The sequence below is a fragment of the Streptomyces graminilatus genome (assembly GCF_001418565.1).
Taxonomy (GTDB): Bacteria; Actinomycetota; Actinomycetes; order Streptomycetales; family Streptomycetaceae; genus Streptomyces; species Streptomyces graminilatus.
The window spans coordinates 1-22236 of record NZ_LIQQ01000114.1 but is presented as its reverse complement, the minus strand read 5'-3'; the positions used below and the strand labels follow the sequence as shown (position 1 = coordinate 22236).

The 22236-nt window shown below is 70.2% G+C and carries 30 protein-coding genes; 1 reads left to right on the top strand and 29 read right to left on the bottom strand.

What is annotated here, in order from left to right; translation table 11 throughout:
* The 23 genes from AOK08_RS11135 to AOK08_RS11025 form a co-directional block, all read right to left on the bottom strand.
* A complete protein-coding gene (locus tag AOK08_RS11135) occupies window positions 1-201 on the bottom strand; it encodes a hypothetical protein (RefSeq protein WP_157876648.1) in 201 nt (66 codons plus the stop codon).
* A gap of 5 nt (window positions 202-206) precedes the next feature.
* Window positions 207-953 (bottom strand): hypothetical protein, encoded by a 747-nt coding sequence (locus AOK08_RS11130; RefSeq protein WP_055525327.1) that lies wholly within the window; start codon window positions 951-953, stop codon window positions 207-209.
* A complete protein-coding gene (locus AOK08_RS11125) occupies window positions 953-2032 on the bottom strand; it encodes a hypothetical protein (RefSeq protein WP_055525326.1) in 1080 nt (359 codons plus the stop codon). The genes AOK08_RS11130 and AOK08_RS11125 overlap by 1 nt, the downstream gene beginning before the upstream one ends.
* A complete protein-coding gene (locus AOK08_RS11120) occupies window positions 2029-3060 on the bottom strand; it encodes a hypothetical protein (protein WP_055525325.1) in 1032 nt (343 codons plus the stop codon). The genes AOK08_RS11125 and AOK08_RS11120 overlap by 4 nt, the downstream gene beginning before the upstream one ends.
* Before the next feature lie 10 nt (window positions 3061-3070).
* Complete coding sequence (locus tag AOK08_RS11115; protein WP_055525324.1) at window positions 3071-3940, bottom strand: phage tail family protein; 870 nt, start codon at window positions 3938-3940, stop codon at window positions 3071-3073.
* Between the two features lie 13 nt (window positions 3941-3953).
* The gene (locus AOK08_RS11110; RefSeq protein WP_055525323.1) at window positions 3954-7988 is read right to left on the bottom strand and encodes a phage tail tape measure protein; all 4035 of its coding nucleotides are present in this window, start codon (window positions 7986-7988) and stop codon (window positions 3954-3956) included.
* 14 nt (window positions 7989-8002) lie between these two features.
* Window positions 8003-8281 carry a hypothetical protein gene (locus tag AOK08_RS11105; protein ID WP_055525337.1) on the bottom strand — a complete coding sequence of 93 codons (279 nt, stop codon included), beginning with the start codon at window positions 8279-8281 and terminating at the stop codon, window positions 8003-8005.
* Window positions 8282-8319: 38 nt separating this feature from the next.
* Window positions 8320-8844 carry a hypothetical protein gene (locus AOK08_RS11100; protein WP_055525322.1) on the bottom strand — a complete coding sequence of 175 codons (525 nt, stop codon included), beginning with the start codon at window positions 8842-8844 and terminating at the stop codon, window positions 8320-8322.
* On the bottom strand, window positions 8844-9323 hold the full coding sequence (locus tag AOK08_RS11095) for a phage tail tube protein (protein WP_055525321.1): 480 nt from the start codon (window positions 9321-9323) through the stop codon (window positions 8844-8846). The genes AOK08_RS11100 and AOK08_RS11095 overlap by 1 nt, the downstream gene beginning before the upstream one ends.
* 66 nt (window positions 9324-9389) lie before the next feature.
* A complete protein-coding gene (locus AOK08_RS11090; RefSeq protein WP_055525320.1) occupies window positions 9390-9722 on the bottom strand; it encodes a hypothetical protein in 333 nt (110 codons plus the stop codon).
* A 13-nt stretch (window positions 9723-9735) separates the two neighbouring features.
* Entirely contained in the window at window positions 9736-10146 is a 411-nt protein-coding gene (locus tag AOK08_RS11085) for a hypothetical protein (RefSeq protein WP_055525319.1), read from the bottom strand.
* A 4-nt stretch (window positions 10147-10150) separates the two neighbouring features.
* Window positions 10151-10549, bottom strand: a complete 399-nt coding sequence (locus AOK08_RS11080) for a hypothetical protein (protein WP_055525318.1) — start codon at window positions 10547-10549, stop codon at window positions 10151-10153.
* Window positions 10546-10956, bottom strand: coding sequence for a DUF6093 family protein (locus AOK08_RS11075; RefSeq protein ID WP_241826914.1), 411 nt, complete (start codon window positions 10954-10956; stop codon window positions 10546-10548). Before AOK08_RS11075 ends, AOK08_RS11080 begins: the two co-directional genes overlap by 4 nt.
* Window positions 10953-11312 (bottom strand): Gp19/Gp15/Gp42 family protein, encoded by a 360-nt coding sequence (locus tag AOK08_RS11070; RefSeq protein WP_055525317.1) that lies wholly within the window; start codon window positions 11310-11312, stop codon window positions 10953-10955. The genes AOK08_RS11075 and AOK08_RS11070 overlap by 4 nt, the downstream gene beginning before the upstream one ends.
* Window positions 11313-11327: 15 nt before the next feature.
* On the bottom strand, window positions 11328-12521 hold the full coding sequence (locus AOK08_RS11065) for an SU10 major capsid protein (RefSeq protein ID WP_055525316.1): 1194 nt from the start codon (window positions 12519-12521) through the stop codon (window positions 11328-11330).
* A gap of 47 nt (window positions 12522-12568) precedes the next feature.
* Window positions 12569-13252 carry a hypothetical protein gene (locus AOK08_RS11060; protein WP_055525315.1) on the bottom strand — a complete coding sequence of 228 codons (684 nt, stop codon included), beginning with the start codon at window positions 13250-13252 and terminating at the stop codon, window positions 12569-12571.
* A gap of 47 nt (window positions 13253-13299) precedes the next feature.
* Entirely contained in the window at window positions 13300-14352 is a 1053-nt protein-coding gene (locus AOK08_RS11055; protein ID WP_055525314.1) for a VG15 protein, read from the bottom strand.
* 3 nt (window positions 14353-14355) lie between these two features.
* Window positions 14356-15789 (bottom strand): phage portal protein, encoded by a 1434-nt coding sequence (locus AOK08_RS11050; RefSeq protein WP_079053971.1) that lies wholly within the window; start codon window positions 15787-15789, stop codon window positions 14356-14358.
* 12 nt (window positions 15790-15801) lie between these two features.
* Entirely contained in the window at window positions 15802-17451 is a 1650-nt protein-coding gene (locus AOK08_RS11045) for a hypothetical protein (protein ID WP_055525313.1), read from the bottom strand.
* 3 nt (window positions 17452-17454) lie between these two features.
* Window positions 17455-18060, bottom strand: a complete 606-nt coding sequence (locus tag AOK08_RS11040; RefSeq protein WP_157876647.1) for a hypothetical protein — start codon at window positions 18058-18060, stop codon at window positions 17455-17457.
* A gap of 205 nt (window positions 18061-18265) precedes the next feature.
* Entirely contained in the window at window positions 18266-18508 is a 243-nt protein-coding gene (locus AOK08_RS11035) for a hypothetical protein (protein WP_055525311.1), read from the bottom strand.
* Complete coding sequence (locus AOK08_RS11030) at window positions 18505-18747, bottom strand: hypothetical protein (protein WP_055525310.1); 243 nt, start codon at window positions 18745-18747, stop codon at window positions 18505-18507. Before AOK08_RS11030 ends, AOK08_RS11035 begins: the two co-directional genes overlap by 4 nt.
* Complete coding sequence (locus tag AOK08_RS11025; protein WP_055525309.1) at window positions 18744-19127, bottom strand: hypothetical protein; 384 nt, start codon at window positions 19125-19127, stop codon at window positions 18744-18746. The genes AOK08_RS11030 and AOK08_RS11025 overlap by 4 nt, the downstream gene beginning before the upstream one ends.
* Before the next feature lie 49 nt (window positions 19128-19176).
* Here AOK08_RS11025 and AOK08_RS11020 point away from each other — a divergent pair, with 49 nt between their 5' ends.
* A complete protein-coding gene (locus tag AOK08_RS11020) occupies window positions 19177-19401 on the top strand; it encodes a hypothetical protein (RefSeq protein ID WP_157876646.1) in 225 nt (74 codons plus the stop codon).
* A 27-nt stretch (window positions 19402-19428) separates the two neighbouring features.
* On the opposite strand, the gene AOK08_RS11015 is transcribed toward AOK08_RS11020, so the two are convergent.
* From AOK08_RS11015 to AOK08_RS10990, 6 genes are all read right to left on the bottom strand, one after another.
* Window positions 19429-19689, bottom strand: coding sequence for a hypothetical protein (locus AOK08_RS11015; protein ID WP_157876645.1), 261 nt, complete (start codon window positions 19687-19689; stop codon window positions 19429-19431).
* 35 nt (window positions 19690-19724) lie between these two features.
* Entirely contained in the window at window positions 19725-19970 is a 246-nt protein-coding gene (locus tag AOK08_RS11010; RefSeq protein ID WP_055525306.1) for a hypothetical protein, read from the bottom strand.
* Between the two features lie 244 nt (window positions 19971-20214).
* Window positions 20215-20640, bottom strand: coding sequence for a hypothetical protein (locus AOK08_RS11005; protein WP_055525305.1), 426 nt, complete (start codon window positions 20638-20640; stop codon window positions 20215-20217).
* Window positions 20637-21416, bottom strand: coding sequence for a hypothetical protein (locus AOK08_RS45650; RefSeq protein WP_055525304.1), 780 nt, complete (start codon window positions 21414-21416; stop codon window positions 20637-20639). The genes AOK08_RS11005 and AOK08_RS45650 overlap by 4 nt, the downstream gene beginning before the upstream one ends.
* Window positions 21409-21816 (bottom strand): hypothetical protein, encoded by a 408-nt coding sequence (locus tag AOK08_RS10995; protein WP_055525303.1) that lies wholly within the window; start codon window positions 21814-21816, stop codon window positions 21409-21411. The genes AOK08_RS45650 and AOK08_RS10995 overlap by 8 nt, the downstream gene beginning before the upstream one ends.
* Window positions 21813-22118 carry a hypothetical protein gene (locus AOK08_RS10990; protein ID WP_157876644.1) on the bottom strand — a complete coding sequence of 102 codons (306 nt, stop codon included), beginning with the start codon at window positions 22116-22118 and terminating at the stop codon, window positions 21813-21815. The genes AOK08_RS10995 and AOK08_RS10990 overlap by 4 nt, the downstream gene beginning before the upstream one ends.
* Window positions 22119-22236 lie beyond the last annotated feature (118 nt).

Sequence of the window (22236 nt, the reverse complement as noted above, 5' to 3'; positions counted from 1 at the left end):
TCAGGAGACTTCGGGCTGCGGGTCGAGGAGTTCAGCAGTGAGGATCTCCATGGGCTGGCCGCAGACGCCGCACTGAACGCTGACGTGCACGCCGTCGTTCGAGTAGAACGGGTTGATCGGGAATGTCTGCTCGTAGTTGCGGCAGGTCTCGTTGTTGTCCCGGGCCGTGACCGCATACCAGAGGGCCGGTTCGAACGTCACATCGCTCACAGTCCAATCACCCACCAGTTCACGTTGGTTGCCGTCGTGTTGGTGCGGGTCACCCACACGGTGAGCCCAGAGGAGGTGACCGAGGTGGCGCTCGCACCGGTGACCTGCGATCCGGGTGCGGTGGTGGTGGCCACGGCGAAGCCAAGGAACGTGCTGCCCTTGACGCTCAGGCCGGTCACGTTGGCCGAGGTCGGAGTGTTCGCGGCGGACGGCGTGATGGAGACCTGACCCCAGGCAAGGCTGCCCGCAGTGAGGACCCCGCTGACATCGAAACCGCACTGTCCGCCGCTCTCCGCCTGCACGTACACGTACGGGGTTCCGCCGGCGAAGACCGATTCCAGGCGCATCAGGGCCTGGTGGTCGGCCGTCCCGACCGACCCCGAGGACAGGGTCAGGTCGGAGAACTGGTACGCGTCGCTGTTGTAGTAGACGCGTCCTGGGACCTGCACGAGGCCGTCTTCGACGGGCCTGAAGCTGAGTTCACCGCTGCCGAGGTAGGACGAGTTGTTGATCGGACTCTGGAGGCCACGGGTCCACAAGCCCCCGCCGCCGCTGTCGTCGGGGGCGAGTTCGGCGAGCAGGACTGTGCCGTCCGCCGAGTACAGGCGGACGAGGCTGGCGGTCGCCGCGCCGAGGCGGCGGGCGGCCCGCAGCTCCTTCACCTCCCGTTCGAGCGCGACCAGGCGGCGGGCGAGGCTGGTGGCGTCGGCGGGCAACTGGTCGAGCTGTCGGGGCGGGGGCATCAGCTCTCCTCCACGAGGACCGGCCGGACCCGGTCAGCGCCGGCGTCCAGTTCCCAGGCCCAGCAGCGGGCCGTCATGTCGGTACCGCCGGGATGGCGGGGGGAGGTTTCGACGGCGAGGTGGATGCTGTCGCCGAGCCCCCAGTCCTGGCCCAGGCGCGGGGCGCGCGAGGCGACCGCCTCGACGGACCACACCTGGGCTCCCTGCGCCATCAGCGCCAGGGACCGGGCGGCGTGCGCTTCGAGTTGGTCGGGGTCCGTTACGCCCGTGGCGGGGGTGAAACGGTATTCCCAGCGGGGCCAGCCGTTCGCGATCAGCGCCGTCGCCACGTGTGGCACCGAGGTGAGGCGTGAGCTGCCCTCGCCTTCGCCGCGCGCGACAACGACGGTGGCGCCCTTGCCCGCTTCGTACGACTCGGCGAGCGTGTAGGCGGCGACGCAGCCCGGAAAATCGAACGTCGCCGCAGTAGCCGTGTGCAGGCCGATGGAGGGCCGTACCCGCAGAGGGAACTCGAACCCTGAGTGCCCGGCGTTCCACACGACGTCGATGGTCCACTCGGGGCCGCCGTCCATCCCCATCAGTTCCTGGAGACAGGACAGGATCGATTTGTCGTCGCCGTCCTGCGTCAGGTAGTCCAGCGTCGTACCGGTGGCAGGGGCGTCGATGACCAGCGGCGGCCCGTCGGTCAGGGCCGGCGTGACCAGGGCGGTGACGACCGCGGCCTGGTCGGCTCCGATCAGGGTCTGGGTGCCCGGGTAGCGGCCGTCCAAATACCGTTCCAGGGTGGCCGCGCCGAGCTGCACGCTCTGGTCGCTGCCGCCGTCCCTCGCCACGACGGCACCCGCCCAGACCGGGGTGTCGGTGGTGGTGTCGACGGCGACCAGCATCGTGGCGCCCGGGGCCGTCGCCTCCGCCCAACCGGCGGGTGCGCCGGGCAGAGCGAGGGTGGCTTGCAGGGTGGTGGTGTCGCCGAGGCGCCGGGACAGTGCCCCGGAGGGGGTGAGGGAGGGCAGGTCCTCGATGATGCCGCCGGTCTGCAGATCGCAGCCGAACCAGGCCAGGGTGACCGGCGCGCTCACGTGGTGGCCGCGACAGGCTCGACCGCGAGCAGCCCGTCGGATGCCCGGGTGACGGCGCCGATGGCGCCGACCGCGCTGAAGTTGTACTGCGGGGTGATCGTCACGCTGGCGCCGGGCGTCCACGACCGCAGGACGCGGCGGGTGCCGTAGTTGCGTGAGCCCCAGGTCGACAGCCCGTTCAGCTCCGACGCCGCCTCGGTAACGCCGCCCGACGCGCGCCAGGCGATCCAGCCCGTTGCCGAGCCCGACTGTGTGTTCTGCACGGCCCCGCCGATGCTGACCCACACCCGGCCGCTGGGCGGCACGGTGAACGTGATCGGCGTCCAGTTGGCGCCGGCGAAGTCGGTGAAGGAACCGGCCGTGAAGCTGGCGGGCTGGCTGGTCTGGGGAGAGGTGACCGGGGCATAGGGGTTGATCTGCCGCCAGGTGGTTCCGTTCCAGCGCAGCAGGCCGGTGCCGTCGTCGTAGTACTGCCCGACGTACGGGTTACTCGGCGCGGTGGCCGCGGGCAGGATGCCGCCGGGGGACACCGTGTTCGGCCGTACTGCGGTGCTCACGGAGGCGGTGCCGCCGTTCGACACCGACAGCACAGTGATCGTGGCCAGTGGCACATAGATCTGCGTTCCCGCCGGGGTCGGCGCGACCGGGGATCCGGACGGGGTGCCAGCCAGGTAGACGATGTCCGCCTTGTTGAGGCCGGACGCGTCGACCGAGGTGTCCCACACCCGCAGGTAGACGAGGTCGATCCGGTTGAGGGTGGCGTGCGCCGCGGTGTAGGTGCCCGGGGACACCGACGAGGGAAAGGCCACCCGGTAGATGCCCTGCCCGGCGTACGCGACCGCAGCCACGCCCGCGCTGCAGTTGATCGTCGTACCGGCCAGGGTGACGGTCAGGCCCGGGTCGCCGGGGCGTACGCCGGACCGGGATCCGAGCGCGGTCCCGTCGCTCATCACGAGCATGGCGTCCGCGTTGCGGGCCTCCAGCCCGGAGAACGTCAGGGTGTCGATTGCCCACGGGTCTACCGGCATCCCGGCCTCCTCACATCCAGGCCGAGCGCCAGGCGGCGGTCAGCATCGCGGTCGCGTTGTAGGTGCCCGACTGGAACTGGTAGCTGACGCTCGATCCGGCGGGGATGGTCGGCCAGCCCCCGGACACGGTCATGAACCGGCGCCGTGACACGCCGCCGCCCAGGAGCACGGTCCGCGCGTCGGTGTCGATGGTCAGCACGTCCCCGGCGACCAGGTCCAGGGAGTACAGGAGTTGCCGCACCGAGCCGTCCGGGTACAGGGCGGCGATGCTCGGCGCGACGACCGGCCCGGCGATGGTGAGGACCGGACGGGTGTCCGCGCTCCCCGTGTTCACGGCGGTGATCCGCCCGGACACGGTCGTCGCGGAGAAGGTGAGGGGGAACGCGGACGGGAAGGACAAGCCGCCGGTGGTGGAGGGGAGCCCGGTGGTGCCGGACTGCTGGGCCGTGCTGTAGCGGCGTGGGTCGGCGGCCGTCACCATCACCGAGTACGTCGCCGTGGTGTCCGTGACGTACTGCATGAGCGGCTTCCCGCTTCGCCGTACGGCGGCTTGTTTCGACACCGTCTCCCACACCGTCAGCACGGTGTCGGTGAGTGAGGCAGCCGCCCGCAGCCGCTCCATCGCCGCCTCCAGCAGGTCCTGCGACCGGGCGACGATGGTGCCGGCCAGGGTGACGGGCCGGGAGCCGAGGTAGACCGGGGACGCCCAGGCGCCGTGGTCGGCCTCGCGGTCGGTGAACTCCGCCCGGATCTCGGGGCTGTCCCAGCCGTCCAGGGTCTGGAGGTACCACGCGGTTCCGTCGGAGTCGACGGCCCCCAGATCCACAGTGCCCAGGCTCGCCCTGAGCCCGTCCAGGACGGTGCCCGGGGTGTAGGGCATACCGAACCACCTTTCAGCCGGTGAAGGAGATGACGCGGGCGATGTCGTGGGCCTGCTCGGCCGTCGACTGCTTCGCGCCGTACAGGTTCACGGTGATCTGCCGGGACACCTCGCGGGCGACGGCGGCAGTGGAGACGCCGCCGCCCCCGTACCGGCCGGCGGGAACCATCTGATATCCCATGGCCGCAGCGGTCTTGGCGAGCAGGGACCGAGAGCGGGTGCTGCCGTTCCACGGGATCCATGACTCGCGCACCCCGGCCTCGCCGCCCAGGACCATGGTGGGCCGGTTGAGGATGCCGCCGGCCGCCATGGCCTTGCCGCCCTGCGCCACCCACTGCCGTACGAACGTGGCCTTGTTCGCCTCCGGCAGGCTGCCGATCTGCTTGGTCATTTTCGGGACCAGGGCTTTGATGGTCGCCGTGTCCAGACCGGCCGCGATCAGGTCGGCGTACCCGCGCCCCGGGGCAGCCCGCAGCGTCGACAGCAGGACCAGCGCGTTCGCGAGGTCCTCGCCGGTGAGCGTCGACTGTGCCTTGCCAACGGCCTTGTTGGCTTCCGCCGCGGCCTTGCTGTTGCCCGCGGCCTCGGAGGCGAGGGCCATGGCGGCGGGGTCGCCCTGCGCGGCGAGGGCCTGGGCGAGGTCCCCGAACCCGGCCGCCGCCAGTTTCTGGAGATCGGCGGCGAACTTCTGGCTCTCCTTGGTCGAGCTGCCGAGCTGCTTGGTGAAGTCCTTCAGCGTGGCCTTGGCGAAGTCGCCGGTCTTCTCCAGCTTGGCCACGATCTCCTTGAACTGCTTGTCCGACGCCCCCGCGAGGGCGTTGACCAGTGCGTAGCCCTCCTCGCCCATGCCCTCCAGCATCGCCTGGAGCTCTTTGCCGCCCCGCTGCCCGATCTTCGCCAGGCTGGAGCGCCACTTCTGAGTCGCGGCCACCGACTCGTCCAACTGCGTCTCGTACGCCTTCAGATTGAACGTGCGGGGTGCCTTCGCCCCCTTCTTCAGGCCGAGTTCGGCGTCTGCGGCGTTGACGGCGGCGCGCTCCTGGCGGACCTTGGCGTCGGCGGCGCCCTTGGCCTTGCGGGCGTGGGCCACCCGGTCCTGCGCGGCTTCCAGTTGCCGTTTCGTCGGCTTCGACTTGCGGACCCGCGCGAGGTTCCGCTCGGCGTCTCGCAGGGCGTCGGTTTTCTTCCGCGCGTCGGCGAGTGCCTTGGTCAGGTCCGCCCAGGCCTTCTTGAGGTCCTCGATCTCCTGGTCGTAGCGGGCTTTCGCGTCCGACGGGCCGCCCAGGACCGGCCTGGCGGTCGGCGTGTACGTGAAGTTGGGGATGCCGCCGCCCGCGTAGCCGCCGCTGGCGTACCGCATAGCGTTGAGCCGGTCGAACATGGCCACGCCGTACTTGCGGACCGCGTCCGCCTTGATCACGTACTCGCCGTTGCTGATCAGGGCCGGGATGCTGTCCGACGTGCCCGTGCCGGGGCCGGAGACGGAGCCCCCGAACGGGATGACCTGCGGGGTGCCGCCGCCGGCGAAGCGCTGGACGACACCGCCGTCTGCCTTCATCAGCGGAACCTTATAGAAGGCGTTCTTGTGCAGGGTGGTCACCGAGTTGGTGATTTCCCTGCCGTGCAGAGAGTCGATGGCGGCCTGGATGGCGGCAACGGACCGCTTCGGGCCCCCGGTGGGCACCGTGATCGTGACGTCCTTGCCCTTGGTGTTGCGGATCTTGAAGCCGAGCTTTTCGAGCTGCTCGCGGGCCTCCTTGGTCGGGGCCCGCATGGTGATGGTCGTGCCCTTGGTGGTGGCGACCTTCCGCTTCACGGCCTCCAGATCCTTCAGCGCCCCAGCGGTCTTCGCCTCGACCTTCGTGGGCGCCTTCGGCGGCAGTCGCAGGTAGGCGCTGGTGAGCTTGTCGACCGCGTCTTTGGAGAACCCCAGCGCGGCCATCTGCTCCTTGAGCAGGCGGATGTCCTTCGTCAGGATCTTCTGGCCTGCCTCCTGGCTGCCCTTCTGCTCGGCCACCGCGTTGGCGTTCTCCATCGCGGCCTTGGCAGCGTCCAGGAAAGCGCCCTTGACGGCGCGCCCCTTCTCAGAGGTCACGCTCAGGCTGTGGCCGTTCTCCTTTACCGCGTCGCTCAACGACTTGAGGGAATCACGGAAGGAGATCTCGGACTCGGCCGCCGAGATGGAGCCCCCGTTCAACGCCTCCAGCGCGTCCGAGAGTTTCTCCGCCTCAGTCCGCTGGTCCTGCAACTCGTCGACGGTCAGACCGGCTTCCTTCGCCAGCTTCGCCTGGGACTCGGCGGTCAGCTTGCTCTGAGTGTCGGTCCCGACCAGGGCCTCGTTGTACTTCGGCAGCAGGGTGCCCAGCTTCTCCGTGCTCGTCCCCTGCGCCTCGGCCTCCCTGGCCATCCTGGCGAAGGCCTCGGCCGCCATGTCAGGGCTGCCGGCGTCCACCAGCGCGGCCAGCGCCTCGTCCAGGGCCTGGACCCTCTTGGTCGCCTTGTCGAGGCCAGGGCCGCCCTTGTCGGTTCCCGGGTCGAACGTGCCGAAAAAATCCTCGACGCGGTCGAGGCCGCCGGGGTGCGCGATGCGCTTGACGGCCTCGCCGAATCCGTCGAGGTCATCACCGAACAGGCGGGTCAGCTCGCCAGCGGCTTTGCCCTTCTGGGCCAGGTCGACAAGGCTGTTGGCCATCTTCGTGGCGTTCGGCGGGGTCTCCTGGAACTGCTGGGCGATCTTGTCGATGCTCCAGCTCACCGCGGTCAGGCCGATCACCACGTTGCCGAGCCGCCCCAGGGCCATCATGGCCGCCCGGGTCCGGGCCGCCGTGACGCCCATGCTGACGAGCGCGGCCCGGGTCGCCGCGATCCGCGGCACCAGGAGCAGCATTCCGGCCCCGGCGAGGGCCGCCGCTCCGCCGATGCCGGTGAACAGGGTGACGGCGTGCTGGAGTTCGGGGCTGAGGCCGTTGTACAGGTTGACGAGGCGGGTGATCCACTGCGTCATGTCGCGCAGGACGCCGTTCGCCGACGAGCCGCCCTCGATGAGCGCGACCTCGATCGCGCCCCGCAGCCGCTCCAGGTCACCGATCAGGTTGTCGGTCTGGACGGCGGCCATCCGGCCCGCCGCACCCTGGTCGTCGACGCTTTTGACGTACTTGTTGATGCCCTCGGCGCCCAGCTCGTACAGGATGGTCGCCGACCGGACGGCATCCGCGCCGAAGATCGTCGCCATCGCGGAATTTCGGGCCTCCGGCGTGAGCTTCGAGAACGACGTCTTCATCCGTCGGGCCAGTTCCTCCAGGCCGACGAACTTCCCGGTCGCGTCGTAGGCACTGAAACCGATGGCGGCCATGGTGGCCTGCGCCTCTTTGGACTGCGGGACGAGCCGCTGGAGCATGACCTTCAGCGAGGTACCGGCGTCCGAGCCGATCAGTGCGTGGTCGGCGAACGCGGACAGGACGCCGACGGTGTCCTCGATGGACAGGCCGGTCTGGTGGGCGAGTAGACCGCCCATGCGCAGGGCCATGGCCAGCCCGTGCACGTCTGCCGCGCTCTTGTTGGCGCCGGCTGCGAGGAGGTCGGCGATGTGCGTGACGTCCTTGCCCGCCAGGCCGAACGTGTTCATCGCCTGGGCGGAGACGACGGCGGCCTCGGTGAGGTCGACCTGCCCGCTGGCGGCCAGCGCCAGCGATCCCTTCAGGGCGCCGCCGATGATGTCGGCCGTGGTGACGCCGGCGCGCGCCAGCTCGGCCTCCGCCCGCGCCGCCTCTGTCGCCGTGAAGCTGCTGGTCTTGCCCGCTTCCAGCGCGGCGGCACGGAGTTTGCCCATCTCCGCTGCCGACGCGCCTGTCACGGCGCGGACGTTCGACAGCTCCTTGTCGAACTTGGCCGCAGCTGCGGCAGCGACCGCGAACGCGGCGACCATGGCCGTGCCGACGACGGCGCCCGCGTTGGCCAGCTTCGACGTCTGCCGGGCGGCGTTGCGCATGTTGCGGGTGTACTGGTTGACGTCCGCGATCAGACGGACGTTGACGGTACGGGTGGCCACGGCTCACCCCCCCGTCAGGTCGGCCCCTGCTGGCGCCGTTCGATGTGGACGTGCAGCCCCTCGGACCGACCGCCCCTGTCCTGATACGCCTTCACCGTCTGAGCCGACGTCGTGCAGGCGTGGCAGCGGATCAGCTCGACCCGGTAGCCCTCTTCGTTCTTCGCGTCGGTGGCTTCGCCCCACGGCTGCTTGCACTCCGGGCAGCAGTCCGCCTCGACGTCCAGCAGGGCGAGCGCCCAGGCCTGGTCCTCCGGCAGCCACAGCGGCTCACCCGGCCCGACGACGCGCCCCATGAACACGCTGCGGGGCACGCCCCAGGCCCGGGCGGCCTCTACTTCTCGCCGCCAAGGCCCGCCAGGAGTGCGGAGGCGGCCAACGAGAAAGGGGAGGCGTTCGACGCCGCGTCGTTGTGGACCTCCCACGCGGCGTCGAACAGCCGCTTCTGCTCACCCACGTTGACCGTCTCGAACAGTTCCTCCGCCTGCTCGGCGGTCATCGTCGGGTCAACGCACGAAGCGACGATCAGCGCCCGCGGGAACGTCCGGTCGTCGAACAGCTCGTTGGGGTTCTCCGACGGGTGCGCGGCCAGCAGGTCGTTGTACGCCCGGTCGCCGACGAACCGCAGCACGAACGGCACCTCGGCCGCCTTCGCCGCCGTCTGGGCCTCTTGCAGCAGAGCAGCGAGCCTGCGGCCCGGGTGCTCGTCGGCGATGCTCTCCGGCTCCCACTCCTGCGAGACCTGCGCCAGCTCGTCCCGCAGCCGCTCGACCTCGGAGGCGAGGTCGCCCCGGATGCACACCTTGACCGTGCGCTGCCGGGGCGTCGCCGCCTTGAGGATCTCTGTGATGTCCGGCATCAGGCCACCGTCGCCGCGGTCGCGGGCGGGCTCGTGACCTTCATCGGGGCCGTGAACTTCATGACCTCGTTCGCGGCCGGGGCGCTGTTCTGCGGCTCGCCGCAGGTCATGGGGTAGATCTCGGCCTTCTGGCCAGTCGCCCACGCGGTCGCGTAGGCGACGCCGCGGCGTACGGCCAGGTAGCCGGACACCCCGTACTTCAGCGTCGCGTACGGCAGATCCTCGGGCCCGGTGGTGCCGCGCTTGAACATCACCTCGGTGTCGAATCCCACCCGGCCCACGGTCTTCGTGTCGAAGGTCGACGCGAGCGAGGACGTGTCGACGTCCGCCGTGCTGGGGTCGATCTTCAGTCCGTCCGGGGTCACCCGGGTCGTGAAGTCCTGGCCTGCGGTCAGCTCGGCCGCGGTCGGCGCGTTGATGTTGGCGATGGTTGAGACCCAGACAACTTTGGTCATTCCGTCGCTGATCAGATCGGACACGGAACCCTCCTCAGGGCATGAAAAAAGCCCCGTTCAGGCGGGGCGAGCGGGACAGGGGCGCGAACGTCAGATGACGAGGTTGGCGACCGTGACGCTGGTCGTCGACGAGTAGGTGATCGCCGCGCTCACGCCGTCGGCGGCGGAGGCGAACAGGTCTGCGGTGATCGGGCCGATCATCTTGTCACCGGTCGTCGCGGGAACCGTGACGACGACGTCGGCGGCGGCCTGGCCGCGCACTTTCGCGGTCGCCGTGAGCGTGACCGTCATCGAGCTGCCGTTGGTGTTCTTGACGTGCAGGAAGCTGCGTTCGCCGCACGTCACCGTGGTGGACGCGGCAGCGGCCGAATACGTGGGGGTCAGGCCGCTCAGTGCGACGACCTGCTGGGCGAGAAGGGCCATGCGGACTCTCCTGTCAGGCGGGGATGGACATCACCCGGTACTGCACCGGGATGAAGTAGAGCGGCGGGGTGACGTCGTCGTCCCGCGCGACGGGCGGACCACCGAGGTCCTCGGGAGCCCAGCAGACCCGGCCTGCAACGGCCAGGGGGACAGACAGCGCGGCGCGGACCCGCCCGGTGACCCACAGCGCGCGCTCCGGGTCTCCCCCCACGCACGTGACCTGCATGGTCGAGTCGAAATCCGTGCGCGCGTCGGCGAGGGACTCCCGTACGGCCATGCCCGGGTCCGGATATAGGACGGCGAACTTGTCCGGCGGCGACCAGCCGGCCGTGGTGGGCGCGCCGCCCACGTAGACCGTCAGGTCGACGGCCTCCAGGGCGGCTTTGACGGCGTCCATGTGCGCCAGCACATCGGGGACGGCCATTGGCTCACCACCAGGCCAGGCCGCGTGCAGCGAGCAGTTCCATCTGGGCGAGGAACTGGGGCATCTCGGCGGCCAGGGCCCGGCCGCCGTCGTTGTGCGGGGGGTTGCGTACCGAGCCGTACTCCAGGATGGCGCCCAGCGGACCCTGCACGCCGCTTTTGTCCGGGCCGATCGTCGCCATCCAGATGTCCCGGCCGTACGCCGCGATGTCGAAGCCGACCGTGCGCGGGTAGTGCTTGGCGTGCTTCCCGCTGGTCTGCCGGGCGTTGGCCCGCCAGTTGTTCTTGACGTTGAGGGCGCCACGCCTGGTGATCGCTCTGGCGTCCTTGCGGACGCGGGGGATGCTGCGCGCGAGATGGCGCTCCAGGCGCCGTACGTCGCGCATGTCGAAACGTGCGCTCATGACCTGTCCTCCGTGCTGATCCGCCAGGCTGTCGCCTGGTCATGGAACTGGGCTGCGACGACCCACAGGACGAGGCCCGTCATGCGGGCGTCGGGCGAGGCGAGGACCTCGATCCGTGTGCCGGGCAGCACCCGGGTGCCGCCCGGGAGAGCTGTCGCCCAGGGCAGCGATACCTCGTATTCCCGGAGCAGGACCTCGCGTTCGCCGGCCGGGGCGTCCTGGCCGCCGCTCTGCCCGATCGGCTTGATGCGCCCCTTGCCCTCGTACAGCGTCGTCCTCGGGCCAGGCACCGTGGTGCCGGTGGTCCGGTTGAAGACATCGGCGCCCTGGGTGTAGAGGCGGACGGTGTCGCGCATCCGGGCCTCGGCCGCCGCCTGCCCGGCGGCGAGCACGCCGTCGACGTTCACGACTCCTCGACGGGTGCGCCCGGGACGATGCTGAACGCCGATTTCTTCGGCGGCCTCAGCTCCTCCATCTCGTCGTCGGACAGGTACACCTCGCCGCGCGAACGGGATGAGTCGACGGTGTACGAGTAGTCGTCCAGGGACTCCTGGCGCTTGCCGTCCGGGTTGGTCAGCACCCGCAGCACCATAGCGCAGCACACCTTCTTGGAGATGGCCGTGGGCGTGGTCGCGTACTGCGGGAACGGCTTCAGGATGAGCGCCTCGGCGTCGGCCAGCCAGGCGGTGGCCCGACGTTCCTCCTCGGCCGTCAGGTCACGGCCGAGGCGGTCCTCCAGGTCTGCGAGAGTTGCCAGTGCCACCGTCTTCCTCCCCTTCTACAGGCTGGCGACGAAGCCTGTGCCCAGGCCGTGCTTGCGCTCGTTGCCGTACTTGAGGCCGACCTCGCCATAGATCTGGGTGCGCTCCTTGGCGCCGGTCTTGGCGAGCGGCTCGGCGAAGAAGTGGCCCTTGCCGGGGGTCTCCAGGTAGACCGGCATGCACTCTTCGAGCGACGTGACCATGATCTTGTGCCGGGGCATGTGCCGGTCGAGCATGATGTTCAGCACGCCGAAGTCGGTCTGGATCGTCTGGAGGCTGACGCCGCCGACGTTGCGGCTGGTCTCCTGGTACTTGCCGTAGGCGTTGGCGTAGGCGTCGGTGACGCCGCGCTTTGAGGTCGAGCCGACGACGAGCGTCGCGGTCTCCGACTCCATGATCCCGCCGTTGTCGTAGACGATCTGGAGCAGTCCGTCGATGGCGGCCTTGGAGACGGCGACCAGCTTGGTGACGTTGGCGGTGCCGTCCGCCCCGGTCAGGTCGATCGCCGCGCCGCCCTTGGTGGCCGCCAGCTTGAAGGTGTTCGTGGTCGCGGTGACGACGTAGTACACGGTGTCGGCGCTGATGCCCGTCAGGCTGACGATGGTGTCCAGGGTGACCTGGTCGCCGGCCACCAGGCCATGGGCGGCGAGCGTGAACGCGTCCGTGCTGATCGCGCCCGCCGCCGAGCCGAGCGCGCTGCCGGCGTTCGTCACGTTGGTGGTGATGGCCTGGATCATGCCGCGGGTCTTGCGGTTGGTCGTGTTGTCGGTCGGCTTCTGGTAGACGCCGTTGATGAACGACCACTCCACATCGCGGTTCATCTGCTTGAGCATCTGCTCGACCTGCCAGTCCAGCTCGTTGCGGACCGGGTTGGTCGCCTCGATGTTCAGGCCGGAGTGCGCGCCGACCGCGGCGAGCTTGGTGTACGAGACGCCCACAGTCTCGTGGTGGATCTGGCAGATGTTGTCGATCGACCCGCGGACCCGCTCCTGCTCGGTCGGTGCGTCGGCGCCCTCAAGGGCGGTGTTCTGACCGGCGCTGCGCAGGTCGAAGGTCTGCCACTCGAACTCCTTCGCGGACGTCTGACCGCCGCCGGTCAGGCCGCCGATCGCGGAGAAAAAGGGCGTGTCGTCCGGGGTGAGCTGGTGGAGGACGCCGGTGTAGTTGGGCAGGTTGTACGTCGTGCCCAGGGCAGTGATGCTCCCAGCCATGGGGGCTCCTTAGGGTGCGGGGCACGGCGTACCGCCTGCCCGGATGATCAGTTCTTGACGTTGGCGAGCTTGCTGTTCTCCAGGGACAGCACCGTGCGCCAGTCGCCCTTGGCCTTGGCTTCGGCGATCTGCTGGTCGATGCCCCCGGGGGTGCCGCCCGGCCGCGGGCCCTGCGAGGGGTCCGGGCGAGGAGTGCGGGACCCGGTCGCCGCCCAGTGCGGCTTCTGAGTGAGCAGGTTGTCCAGCGCGGCCGTGATGGCAGCCCGGTCGACCGTGCCGTCCGCCGTGACGAAGGTGCCGCTCTGGAGAGCGGTCACCGCGTCCTGCGGGTCCTGGAAGCGGCCCGCAGCGAGGGCCTCGACCTGGGAGCTGACGGCGAGCCGGGTGGCCTGCTCGGCGCGCTCGGTGGCCGCCTGCAACGCCTCCGCCTGCTTCTGCGCCTCGGTCTTGTCGCGGTCCTCGAACTCCTTGAGCCGGGCCGCCTGTTCCTTCTCCCGCTGCTCGGCTTCCTTGGCCCGGGTCTTCCACTCGGCGAGCGCCTTCTCCCCTTCCGGCCCCAGGGCCGGATCGTCGGCCGGCTTACCGCCCGTGGGCGGTCCCGGGACCGGCCCGGGTGCGGGCGGCTGTGAGACGGGGGCCGGAGGCGTTGGCGGCGCGGGCGGTCCGGCGGGCGGCTGCGGGTTGCCCGGAGCCGGGGCCGGAGGGATGGTCGGGGCCGGAGGTGTGCTCATTGCTGCTCCCGTTGCAGGAGTTGGTGACCGTCGGCGTTGCGCCGGGGTCAGGTCAGATAGCCGAAGCGCCGCAGCATGGCCAGCGCCTCGTCCCGGCTCTGGGAGAGCCGGAAGATCTCTTCGGGCATCAGGCGGGGCGTCAGCAGGCGGAAGTTCGCTGCCGTCGTCTGACCGGCCGCGACCGCGCGTGCCCGTTCCTGCCGGTAGAAGGCGCCGCGCCGGGTCGTGCCCTCCGTTGTGGCCTGCACGCGGCGGCCGTAGGCGGTCATCGTCGACATGCCGCGCCGGGCGTTGACGACCTGCGCCATGTCCGCGCCCTCCCGGATTGCCCGGGCCCCGGCCTCGCCGAACACCCGGTCCTGCTCCATCCGGGACAGGCCGTTGAAGTAGGCGCGCGGGCTGATGAACCCGCGCTCCGCACTGCCCGGCCGGTTCGTCGGCGAGAAAGAGTCGCCACGCAGGCCGCCCCGGTGCTGGTTGCGGGCGATCAGCGTCGTCGGCAGGTGGATGCAGTCACAGCGAGGGTGCCGCTGAAAACCCTTGTTCCAGCCCCACTCGGTGCCCGCCAGGATCACACACCGGCCACAGGCGGGCGGCTGCACCACCCGCACGTAACCCTGGATGGTCCGGCGGCCGGCCATGGCCACGCTGGTCGCCCCGCGCCCGGCGTCCGCGACCTGAGTCGAGGTGATCCGCAGCGCGCTCGCCAGCGACCCTCGGAACGCGTCGTCGCCGGACTGCCCGGCCAGCAGCCGAACTTTCCAGTCGATGACCGGCTGGTACAGCAGAGAAAGGAGCGGCCGGCCGTCCGATGCGATCCCGGCGAGCGAGCCCGGGACGACGCGGCCAGCGGCGGCCGGGTCTGCGTCTTCGGCGGACAGGACGTCGTCGAGGTACGGGTCAGCCAGCCGGGCCGCCTGCGTCTGCGCGTCCGTGACGGCGCCCACCAGCAGCGGTGACAGTTGCTGCCACGACCCGCTGATGTCGCCCCGGTCGATCTCCCTCCACAGCGTCTGCACGCGGGTGACGGCCCGCCGCACGATGAGTTGCTGACGCCGGTACTGAGCGAGCGCGATCGAGCGCGTGAGTGTGTCGACCACGGCTTACCCCGCAGGTACTGGATCGGCGGGTGCGGGCAACGGGTCAGCCGGCGTGGGCGGTTCGCTCGGAGGCTTCGGCCCGTACCCGGCGGCGAAGTCGCCGGCCATGGCCCGGTCCAGGGCGCGATCGTCCATCTCCCGCATCCGGGCCAACTGCACGGCCGTGTAGCCGAGGTCTTCGCGGCCCTGCTCCACCGGGATGATGTTGGCCTGCACGAGCTTCACCGTGGCGTCCGCCTTCTGCGCGAACGTCGGTGTGGCCGGGTCCCGCCACAGCGTTTCCAAGCGCAGCAGGCGCGGGTCCCAGTCGCCTTCGACGATCCGCATGACCAGCCGGTTCATCCGCTCATGGCCAGCCTCGAAAGGCTTCTGCGTACGCTCGCACCGCTTGACCAGCCGGGTCTCGCGCGAGCGGATCGCGTCGGCAGAGGCGGCATCGTCTGCGCTGAGGCCCAGGTAGTTCGGCGGCAGGGCGGCGAGCGCGGCCACCATCCGAGCGAGGAACTCGATAGTGCCGGTGAAGTTGGCCAGGTCAGCGGCCGGGAACTGGACGACGTCGGCCCCGTCCTCCTTGCGGGTCTTCGAGGTCGACCAGATGCGGCCCGCCAGCCGCGACCACACCGACAACTGCTTGCCGTTGACGTCGACGAAGTCCTCCTCGTCGAAACCGAAAGCAGCCCGGCGCGGGAGGGCATGGAACTCGGCGCCCACCATCAGGTCGGTGGCCATCTTGCAGGCCGCGTCCGAGACCGGCAGAACGACCTTCAGCCCTGACTGGCCACCAGGGACCAGCAGCCGGCCGCGGTTGGCCAACACCGCAACAAGCGGCTCGCCCACGTTGTGGTCGTCGCGGTCGATGACTGTCCAGGTACCCGGGCCGCCGGACTTGAAGTGCACGGTGGCGTCGGGCCGGTAGAGGGTGGCGTACCGGTCGCGGACTGCCGCGGTGAGGGGGTCGATCTCGTTGTACCGCTTCAGAGCAGCTCGGATCTGGCGGGTCGCCGGGTCGAAATCCGCGTACATCTGCAACGGCGACTCGGCAGTCACCAGCGGTGTGGTGGCGTCCTTCGGGTTCGAACCCACGACGAGGAACGACCGCTTCATGACGAGCGCGTCGGTGTGAGCCTGCTGGCTCTTCTCGTCCATGCCGTTGGCCTGCCAGATCCTCCACAACTCGTCACTGGCGGAGTCCGTGTCCGGGTACCGGAATCCCTCGACGTCGAGCCGTTCCTCGATCGCGTCGATGACCAACTGGGGCCAGTTGATGACTACTTGGCGGATCTGTTCGCCGATCTCCTTCAGCAGCTCCGGGTGCATGTACGAGAGAGGCTGTGTGCCTTCGTAGTACGCGTTGTACTCCTGGAGCTCTTGGAGCTCGAAGTCGTGGCTGCGCGAGAGGTAGGTCGCCCAGTCCTCTTCGCTCAGGTTCAGGTCCACCGGTCGCTCCTCTCACATCACGACCATGGCGGCCTTCTTCTTCAGCTTGTTCTGGCCTGCTTTGATCGCGTCGCGGTAGGCCTCCCACGACAGGCAGCCAGCCATCGAGCCGTCCATCGACAAGGGGCTCTGGTGACGTTCCTTCTCGATCACCCACAGGGGCTGGCCCTGCTCGTCCAGCATTTTGAGGATCTTCCGGCGGGCGTTGGCGATGTGCCGGGCGTAGACCGGGTCACCGGAGTGGGTGAGGGCACCGGACTGCATGGCGCCCTTGTAGGCCTTCAGCGAGTACGCCATCGCCTTCAGCCGGTTCGTCCACCACTCGGTGACCCGCTTGTCGCCCCACCGGCCCTTCCAGCGGCTGATCATGCCTTCCCAGTACGGCGGATCGGCGTACAGACGGACCACGTCCCATGTGCCGAACGCTTCGACCAGGGCGGCGTCGACCTCGTCCTCGGGGCACTCCCAGCCTTCGCCGCCGGGGTCGTTGGCGCCGGGCGGGCACTCCCAGATGCCCAGCGACCACTGAAACCCGGTCGCGAGGTGCGTCGCGATGAGGGCGGTGGCGTCGCGGAACTGGGCGCCGTCGAACCCGATCACGATCTTCTCGCCCTTGGGCGGAAGCGGCTGATCGGGCCGGGCCAGTTCCTTCCACCGGTCGACGGAGAACGCCTGACGGCCCGCCTGCACGCGCCGGTTGAGCCACACACGTTCCCAGTACGCCCGGTCAGTGTCCGGCGCGTTGTACAGCGAGACGATCGCGTCGACCTGGCCCTCGAAGTCCGGCCAGGCCGCGATGCTGGGACCGCTCGCCTCGCGGACCGCGGCACGGATCTGCTGATCGTCCGAGAGGTCTTCATCGGGCCGCGGGGCCGCTTCCCGGTGGAAGAAGAACAGCGTTCGGTCCTTCGACTTACCGGCCGCGATCAGCTCGGCGAACTCGTGTGTGCCCTGCGCGACGCTGTCCTCGCCGGGCGTGTACGTGGTCGTCGTCTCCAGCGACCACGGGTCGAACATCATGATTTTCGGGATGTTCGCCAGCATGGTCTGATGCGCGCCCCGGTGGCGAGGCAGCGTGAACCGGTGGGTCTCGTCGAAGTGCTGGAACGTCGTACGGGCACCGTCACGGGAGTCGGGCGAGGACGCCAGCGGGACGGCCTTCCCAGAGCCGCCCCACCGCATGATGCGGTCCAGGCCCGGGTCGAACAGGTCGACGTCGGGCCCCTCCATGACCATCACGTACAGGGCCGCGTACGCCAGTTCCTCCGTCTGCTCCTCGGTGTACGCGACCATCGGGATGAACGGGTCCGACACCGGGACGCCGACGGGCTCGCCGTCCGCGTCGAACCCGTCGCAGCGCACCGGACCGTCTGGGTGCAGCTCGGCGAACGCCACCGCGGCGGCCAGCTCGGTCTTCGCCGTCCCCTTCCGTACGGACAGACCGACGCGCTTGAAGCGGCGCTTCCCTGCACGCGGATGGCCCTGCGGATACACCTCGTACCAGCGGTAGATCAGCCCCCGCTTCTCCTTGTCGAGGACATACGGCCGGCCGCGCAGGGCGCCCGGACCGTGGACGGCCCGCTCCTCGATGAGGTCGCACACCTGCGGTCCCAGCGTCGGCCAGGGCTCGGCGTCCGGCGCGGGGACCATCAGGACGCCCACGGCTCACTCCACCACGTGCAGAGTGGCCCGCGGATCGTCCGGCCGTCGGCCAGTGGTCGCCGCCCGTCGACGAGGCCGCGAGGAACGCTCCTCGGTGTCGTCCGCAGACACCTTCCAGCGCAGCCGCAGCATCGCGAGCGGGGACAGGCCGAGACGGTCCGCCATCTGTCGGGCCTCCCTCGACGCGTCCAGGTCGCCCTGCTCGGCGCGGGCCTTCCAGCGGACGTACTGCGCCACCTCCCGAGTCCAGCCGGCGCGCTCCCACTCGACAGCCTGCGGCAGCGCCCAGAGCTGGCCCCACAGCTCGGCCTCCACCCGGTCCTGCGCGGCGAGCTGGGCGGTGAGGATGGCCGCTGCCTCCCGGGCCGCGTCAGCCTTGCGCTGCACGGTGGTCCGGCGGCGGCCGGTCAGGTTCGGCTCGGCCAGGGACAGTTCCAGTTCATCGGCCGCCCGCTGGGCCGTGTCCCGCTGTGTCGACAGGACGATGTCGGCGAGCAGGGGCCACGGCGGCGTTGCGCCCTCGCGGCCAGCGGCGGGCAGTTCGACCATCGCCACGGTGGCGTTGCGCCTCCGGGCGTTGGGTTTCGGGGCAGGGCCCATTCCGGCCATGCCGATCACCCCCACGGTGCCGTTGCGGCACGTCGTCGGTTGCCCGGCCGTTGCGGCCGGACATGGTTACGGTGCGTGGTGTTTGGGCGCGGTCTGCGGGCCTCCCAGACCCGTACAGACAGAGAGCGCCCTCCCCGGCGGTCCCCCAGACGATCTTGATCGGGGGTCACCCCCCAGGGTGATCATGGCCCGGTGTCACTCTGTGTCACGGCTCATCGTCGCTGGCAGGCCCGGTCGACTGTCCCTCCATGACCTCGGCGACATGGATCATGCCCGCGCGCTCGATCCAGCCCAGGCCGTCGGAGTAGGCCATGCTCAGCCGTATGTCGCCGTCGGTGTCGATGACCTTCAGCAGGACGATGGCGCCGGCCACCAGCTCTCCGTCGTCGAGGGTGGCCTCGATCCCGAGCGCGTCGAGCGCGTCACCGATCGGCCGCGTGCCGCTCACCGTCTGCTCCGTGGTGCGCTCAGCCGTGACCACAGTGCAGCCAGGCGCAGGGCGAGCCGCCCGCGGCGGGTCTTGCCGATCTCCTGCTCCAGGTCGGCGTAGAGACGATGCACGGCCATGGTGACGCCGGCGTAGCGCAGATCATCGTCGGTCATGGCGCGACGCAGATGCTCAGCACCGCTGTTCATCGCGGCCAATGCGTCCGCGCTGGTCTGTCCGAACCGTGCGTTGCCGGTCATCGGTGCCATCCTCCGGGCTGCTCGCGTGCGGTGTGCCTGCTGTGGCACGGGCCGCACAGGCCGCGCCCGTGCTGCGGGTCGTTGGGGTCGAGGCCGGCGGCGACGAGGGCGCGGCGGTCGAGGGGGTGGTGGTCGGCGTGGCGGGAGGGCTGGCCGCAGGGCTGGCTGTGTCCGTGGGCCTGGTCCTCGCACACGCACGTCGGGTCGCGTACGAGGACGGGATTGCGGAAGCGCGTCTCATGGTCGTGGTCGTAGCCACGCTGTCGTGCGCTGCCTCGCTGTTGCTCGGCCTCGCGCCGGTGCTGGTCGCACTTGCCGTGCTGCGTGTACTCGGGGCAGCGAGGGACCGAGCAGACGCGCCAGCGCTGGGACTTGGGCATCGGCGTCTCCCTCCGTATCGTGCTGCGCCTACAACTGGAGGGGGTTGCCGTGGCTGAGGGACGTTCGGACTGGGCGCTCGGAGTGGTCGCCGTCGGTCTGGTCCTGGTGTTGGCCGCCGTCATCACGCAGTGGTGGCTGCTGTTGCTGCCCGCTGTGTGCCTGATGGCGGGCGCGGTGGCTGGAACGACGAGAGCGCGTCGGTCGGGGCAGGTGCCGGAGGTGACGGTGCGGCCGGGCGGCGATGGCCGGCCATGGCGGCGGGGCCGCGAGTAGGTCTGGCGGCGGCGCGGGCAGGCAGCGTCAAGGCTGTCTGGCCCAGACCTCGCGCAAACCGCGACTTGCCTCTTCGTAGATGGCCTGATCGTTCAGGTGAGCCCACTGAGGCGATTGCCGGAGCCCGTCGAAGATGGTCTCAGCGATGTGAGATTCAACGCCAAGGGCGAGGGCGAGTTCGCGGTAGCTGTTTCCAAGCCGATCGGCCTCAGCAGCGTGCGCAAGAGCCTGCCCGCAGACCGCCCCGAGCGCTACGCCGATTCCCAGGTTCTGCATCTTCTTTGCCATGCCCCTATGGTGCGTCACGGCTAGCACCGCAGGGCTTACGGGGCGCCGATGCCGACCAGGCGCAGGGCGCGGCCTCGGGTGGCTTTCTCGGCGAGGGCGATGTCGGCGAGGGCGTAGAGCGGTCGGTCGTGTTCGTCGAGGCCGCTGACCTTCAGGTGGCCTCGTGTGCGCCAGTTGCAGATGGCGCTGGGGGTGACGGCGGCTGCGTCGGCGCTGAGCTGGCGTCGCCAGCGGGTGGCGAGTTGGGCGGCCTGGGTGCCGGTGTAGAGCTGGTCGGCCATGCGCGCCCTCCTGCCCGTGGAGATGCTGCAGCCCCGGACCGGGGGGTGGTCCGGGGCTGCAGGTGTGGTGGTGGGATGCGAGTTCCGTGGAGTGGACACACGAGTGGCGCTGGCCCCATGTTCACGCTAAGTGCCGATCTTGTCCAGTGGAAACGCGGGCGGCCCGCCGCGACGGGGGTCGTGGCGGGCCGTGTGATGCGGTCGCGGGGTCAGTGTGGCACAGGGGTACGACAACGTGATGTGGTCAGCGTCTGCGGGCGTTCCAGACGGCGGCGTGGCGGCGGCGACTTTCACGCTTGGGGATGTGGGCGACGTCTTCGAGGGCGGTGCGCAGCTCGTCGGTGGCCGGGTGGGGGCGGCTGGTCTGGGTCTCGTAGTCGGCCAGCAGTGCGGTGACGAGTGTGTGGAGGCGGGCGATGCGGGGCTCGGCGAGCGGGTCGTCGGAGACCTCGGTGTACGCCTCCTGCCGTCGCGGTAGGGGCACTTCGATGGGTTCGCCGCAGTCGGTGGCTGCCCAGCGCCCGGTTTCGGGGTCCTGCACGGCCGGGGTGAATTCGAACATCCACTGGCGTGCTGTTTCGTCGAAGCGCTCGCCGGTTTCCTCCCAGTGGAGGTCCTCGGGGCCGCGCCAGATCGTCGGCACGGTGGCTCCACTCTCGCGCGGCGTCATGCGCTCATCCTTCCGGATCGTCCGTGCGACGTGGGCAGCAACGGAAGGGTTGACGCCTGGTCGGTCTGGACGGCGTGCAGGACGGCGGCGGCGTAGACGTCGTACGCGTCGGGTTCGAGGCGGTGGCCGCAGGCTCGGCAGTGGATGGCCCATATGCCGTCGGTCCGTACGAGCGCGAAGGCTTTGCACGCAGGGCAGTTGGCGGCCTGCGGATGGTCGTGGGGGACGTCGTGGGTGAGGTTGCGGATGCGGTGGATGAGGTCGCCGAGGCCCCGGTGCAGGTCGACGGCGACCGGCAGGCTCAAAACGAAGGGCAGGTAGGCGACCAGCCAGGTGCACCAGCCGGTGATGGTCTCGCCGTGTGCGGGCCGGGCTTGTTCGCAGGGCAGGACGTAGAGGGTGGCGTTGGGGTCGCGGTGGGGGTGCCAGCCGACGGAGGGGTAGTGGTAGGCGATGTGGCCGGCCCAGGCGCCGAGGAGGGCGAGGATGGGGACGGTGTCGTCGCTGTCCTCGTCGGCGGAGGGGCCGGTGGGCGGGTCGGCGTGGCCGGGGCCGAGGAGGACCAGGACGCGGAGGTCGACGGGTATGGGGGCGGTCGCTCGGCCCGTGCCGCCGATCCGGCTGGCTGCGGGGCTCGCCGAGGGGGTCAGGAACTCGGCCAAGAGGCGTGCCTGGCGCGGGAGTTCGGCGAGCCAGGCACGGAGTTCCCCGGAGTGGACGAGACACAGGTGCTGTCCGTCGGGCGTGGTGCGGGGGCAGATGGGGCAGCTAGCCACGGTCGGCCTCGCGGATCTTGCGCTGTGCGCGGGCGAGGATCGCGGGGTCCTGCAGGAGCTCGGGGATGGAGCGTTCCTCGCGGCTGTCGGCGGGCCTTTGGACCCCGAGGAGGAGATCGCGCAGCGTGTCGAACTCGGCGATCACCTTGGCGACGGACTTGCGCATCTGCCCGCTGGTCTCCTCGCGCAGGAGGTCGACCTGGCGGACCACCTCGGCCTCCAGGAGGGGACGGACGTGGGTCTCGGCGAGCTCGGCGGCGACGGTGCGGACGGTCTCGGCGGCCTCTCGTGCGGCCCGGATCTCGCGATGCAGGTCTTTGAGGGCGCCGCGGGCCTCGCTGATCTCTTCGCGCAGTTGCTGACGGACGGCGGCGAGGTCTTCGGTGGCGGGCTGCTTCATGACGGGGCTCCGGTGTAGGCGTGGCAGTGGCCGCAGTAGCCGTAGCGCTTGTCGTCGGGGTGGCGGGAGGCGCGTCGGCAGCGGGGGCAGGTGAACGGCAGCGGCCCGTACTGCTGTTCGAGTTGATCCATGATGTCGGCTTCGGTGCGGCCTGCGGTGAGGGCGATGCGCAGGGGTGGCAGGCCGAGCTGGGCGAGGTTGACGGCGATGGGCTCGCCGGCCATGAGGCGGGTGACGTTCTCGCCGGACAGGCCCAGGAGGACGAGCGGTCCGGCGACGTCACGGATGACAGCCTTGATCATGATCATTCTTTCCGGCCGGGGATCGGAGGCATTCGTACTGGCGGGTAGGGGTGGCGTCTCGCGCGCGGGCGCGCGCCTGCGATTGCGTGCGCGCGAACGCAGGCGCGCGCCCGCGCGC

Coding starts and splice junctions, on each gene's coding strand:
- AOK08_RS11130 (WP_055525327.1), bottom strand. CDS start 953: ATGCCCCCGCCCCGACAGCTCGACCAGTTGCCCGCCGACGCCACCAGC.
- AOK08_RS11120 (WP_055525325.1), bottom strand. CDS start 3,060: ATGCCGGTAGACCCGTGGGCAATCGACACCCTGACGTTCTCCGGGCTG.
- AOK08_RS11115 (WP_055525324.1), bottom strand. CDS start 3,940: ATGCCCTACACCCCGGGCACCGTCCTGGACGGGCTCAGGGCGAGCCTG.
- AOK08_RS11105 (WP_055525337.1), bottom strand. CDS start 8,281: ATGGGGCGCGTCGTCGGGCCGGGTGAGCCGCTGTGGCTGCCGGAGGAC.
- AOK08_RS11100 (WP_055525322.1), bottom strand. CDS start 8,844: ATGCCGGACATCACAGAGATCCTCAAGGCGGCGACGCCCCGGCAGCGC.
- AOK08_RS11090 (WP_055525320.1), bottom strand. CDS start 9,722: ATGGCCCTTCTCGCCCAGCAGGTCGTCGCACTGAGCGGCCTGACCCCC.
- AOK08_RS11085 (WP_055525319.1), bottom strand. CDS start 10,146: ATGGCCGTCCCCGATGTGCTGGCGCACATGGACGCCGTCAAAGCCGCC.
- AOK08_RS11080 (WP_055525318.1), bottom strand. CDS start 10,549: ATGAGCGCACGTTTCGACATGCGCGACGTACGGCGCCTGGAGCGCCAT.
- AOK08_RS11065 (WP_055525316.1), bottom strand. CDS start 12,521: ATGGCTGGGAGCATCACTGCCCTGGGCACGACGTACAACCTGCCCAAC.
- AOK08_RS11060 (WP_055525315.1), bottom strand. CDS start 13,252: ATGAGCACACCTCCGGCCCCGACCATCCCTCCGGCCCCGGCTCCGGGC.
- AOK08_RS11040 (WP_157876647.1), bottom strand. CDS start 18,060: ATGGCCGGAATGGGCCCTGCCCCGAAACCCAACGCCCGGAGGCGCAAC.
- AOK08_RS11030 (WP_055525310.1), bottom strand. CDS start 18,747: ATGACCGGCAACGCACGGTTCGGACAGACCAGCGCGGACGCATTGGCC.
- AOK08_RS11025 (WP_055525309.1), bottom strand. CDS start 19,127: ATGCCCAAGTCCCAGCGCTGGCGCGTCTGCTCGGTCCCTCGCTGCCCC.
- AOK08_RS11015 (WP_157876645.1), bottom strand. CDS start 19,689: ATGGCAAAGAAGATGCAGAACCTGGGAATCGGCGTAGCGCTCGGGGCG.
- AOK08_RS11010 (WP_055525306.1), bottom strand. CDS start 19,970: ATGGCCGACCAGCTCTACACCGGCACCCAGGCCGCCCAACTCGCCACC.
- AOK08_RS11005 (WP_055525305.1), bottom strand. CDS start 20,640: ATGACGCCGCGCGAGAGTGGAGCCACCGTGCCGACGATCTGGCGCGGC.
- AOK08_RS10995 (WP_055525303.1), bottom strand. CDS start 21,816: ATGAAGCAGCCCGCCACCGAAGACCTCGCCGCCGTCCGTCAGCAACTG.
- AOK08_RS10990 (WP_157876644.1), bottom strand. CDS start 22,118: ATGATCAAGGCTGTCATCCGTGACGTCGCCGGACCGCTCGTCCTCCTG.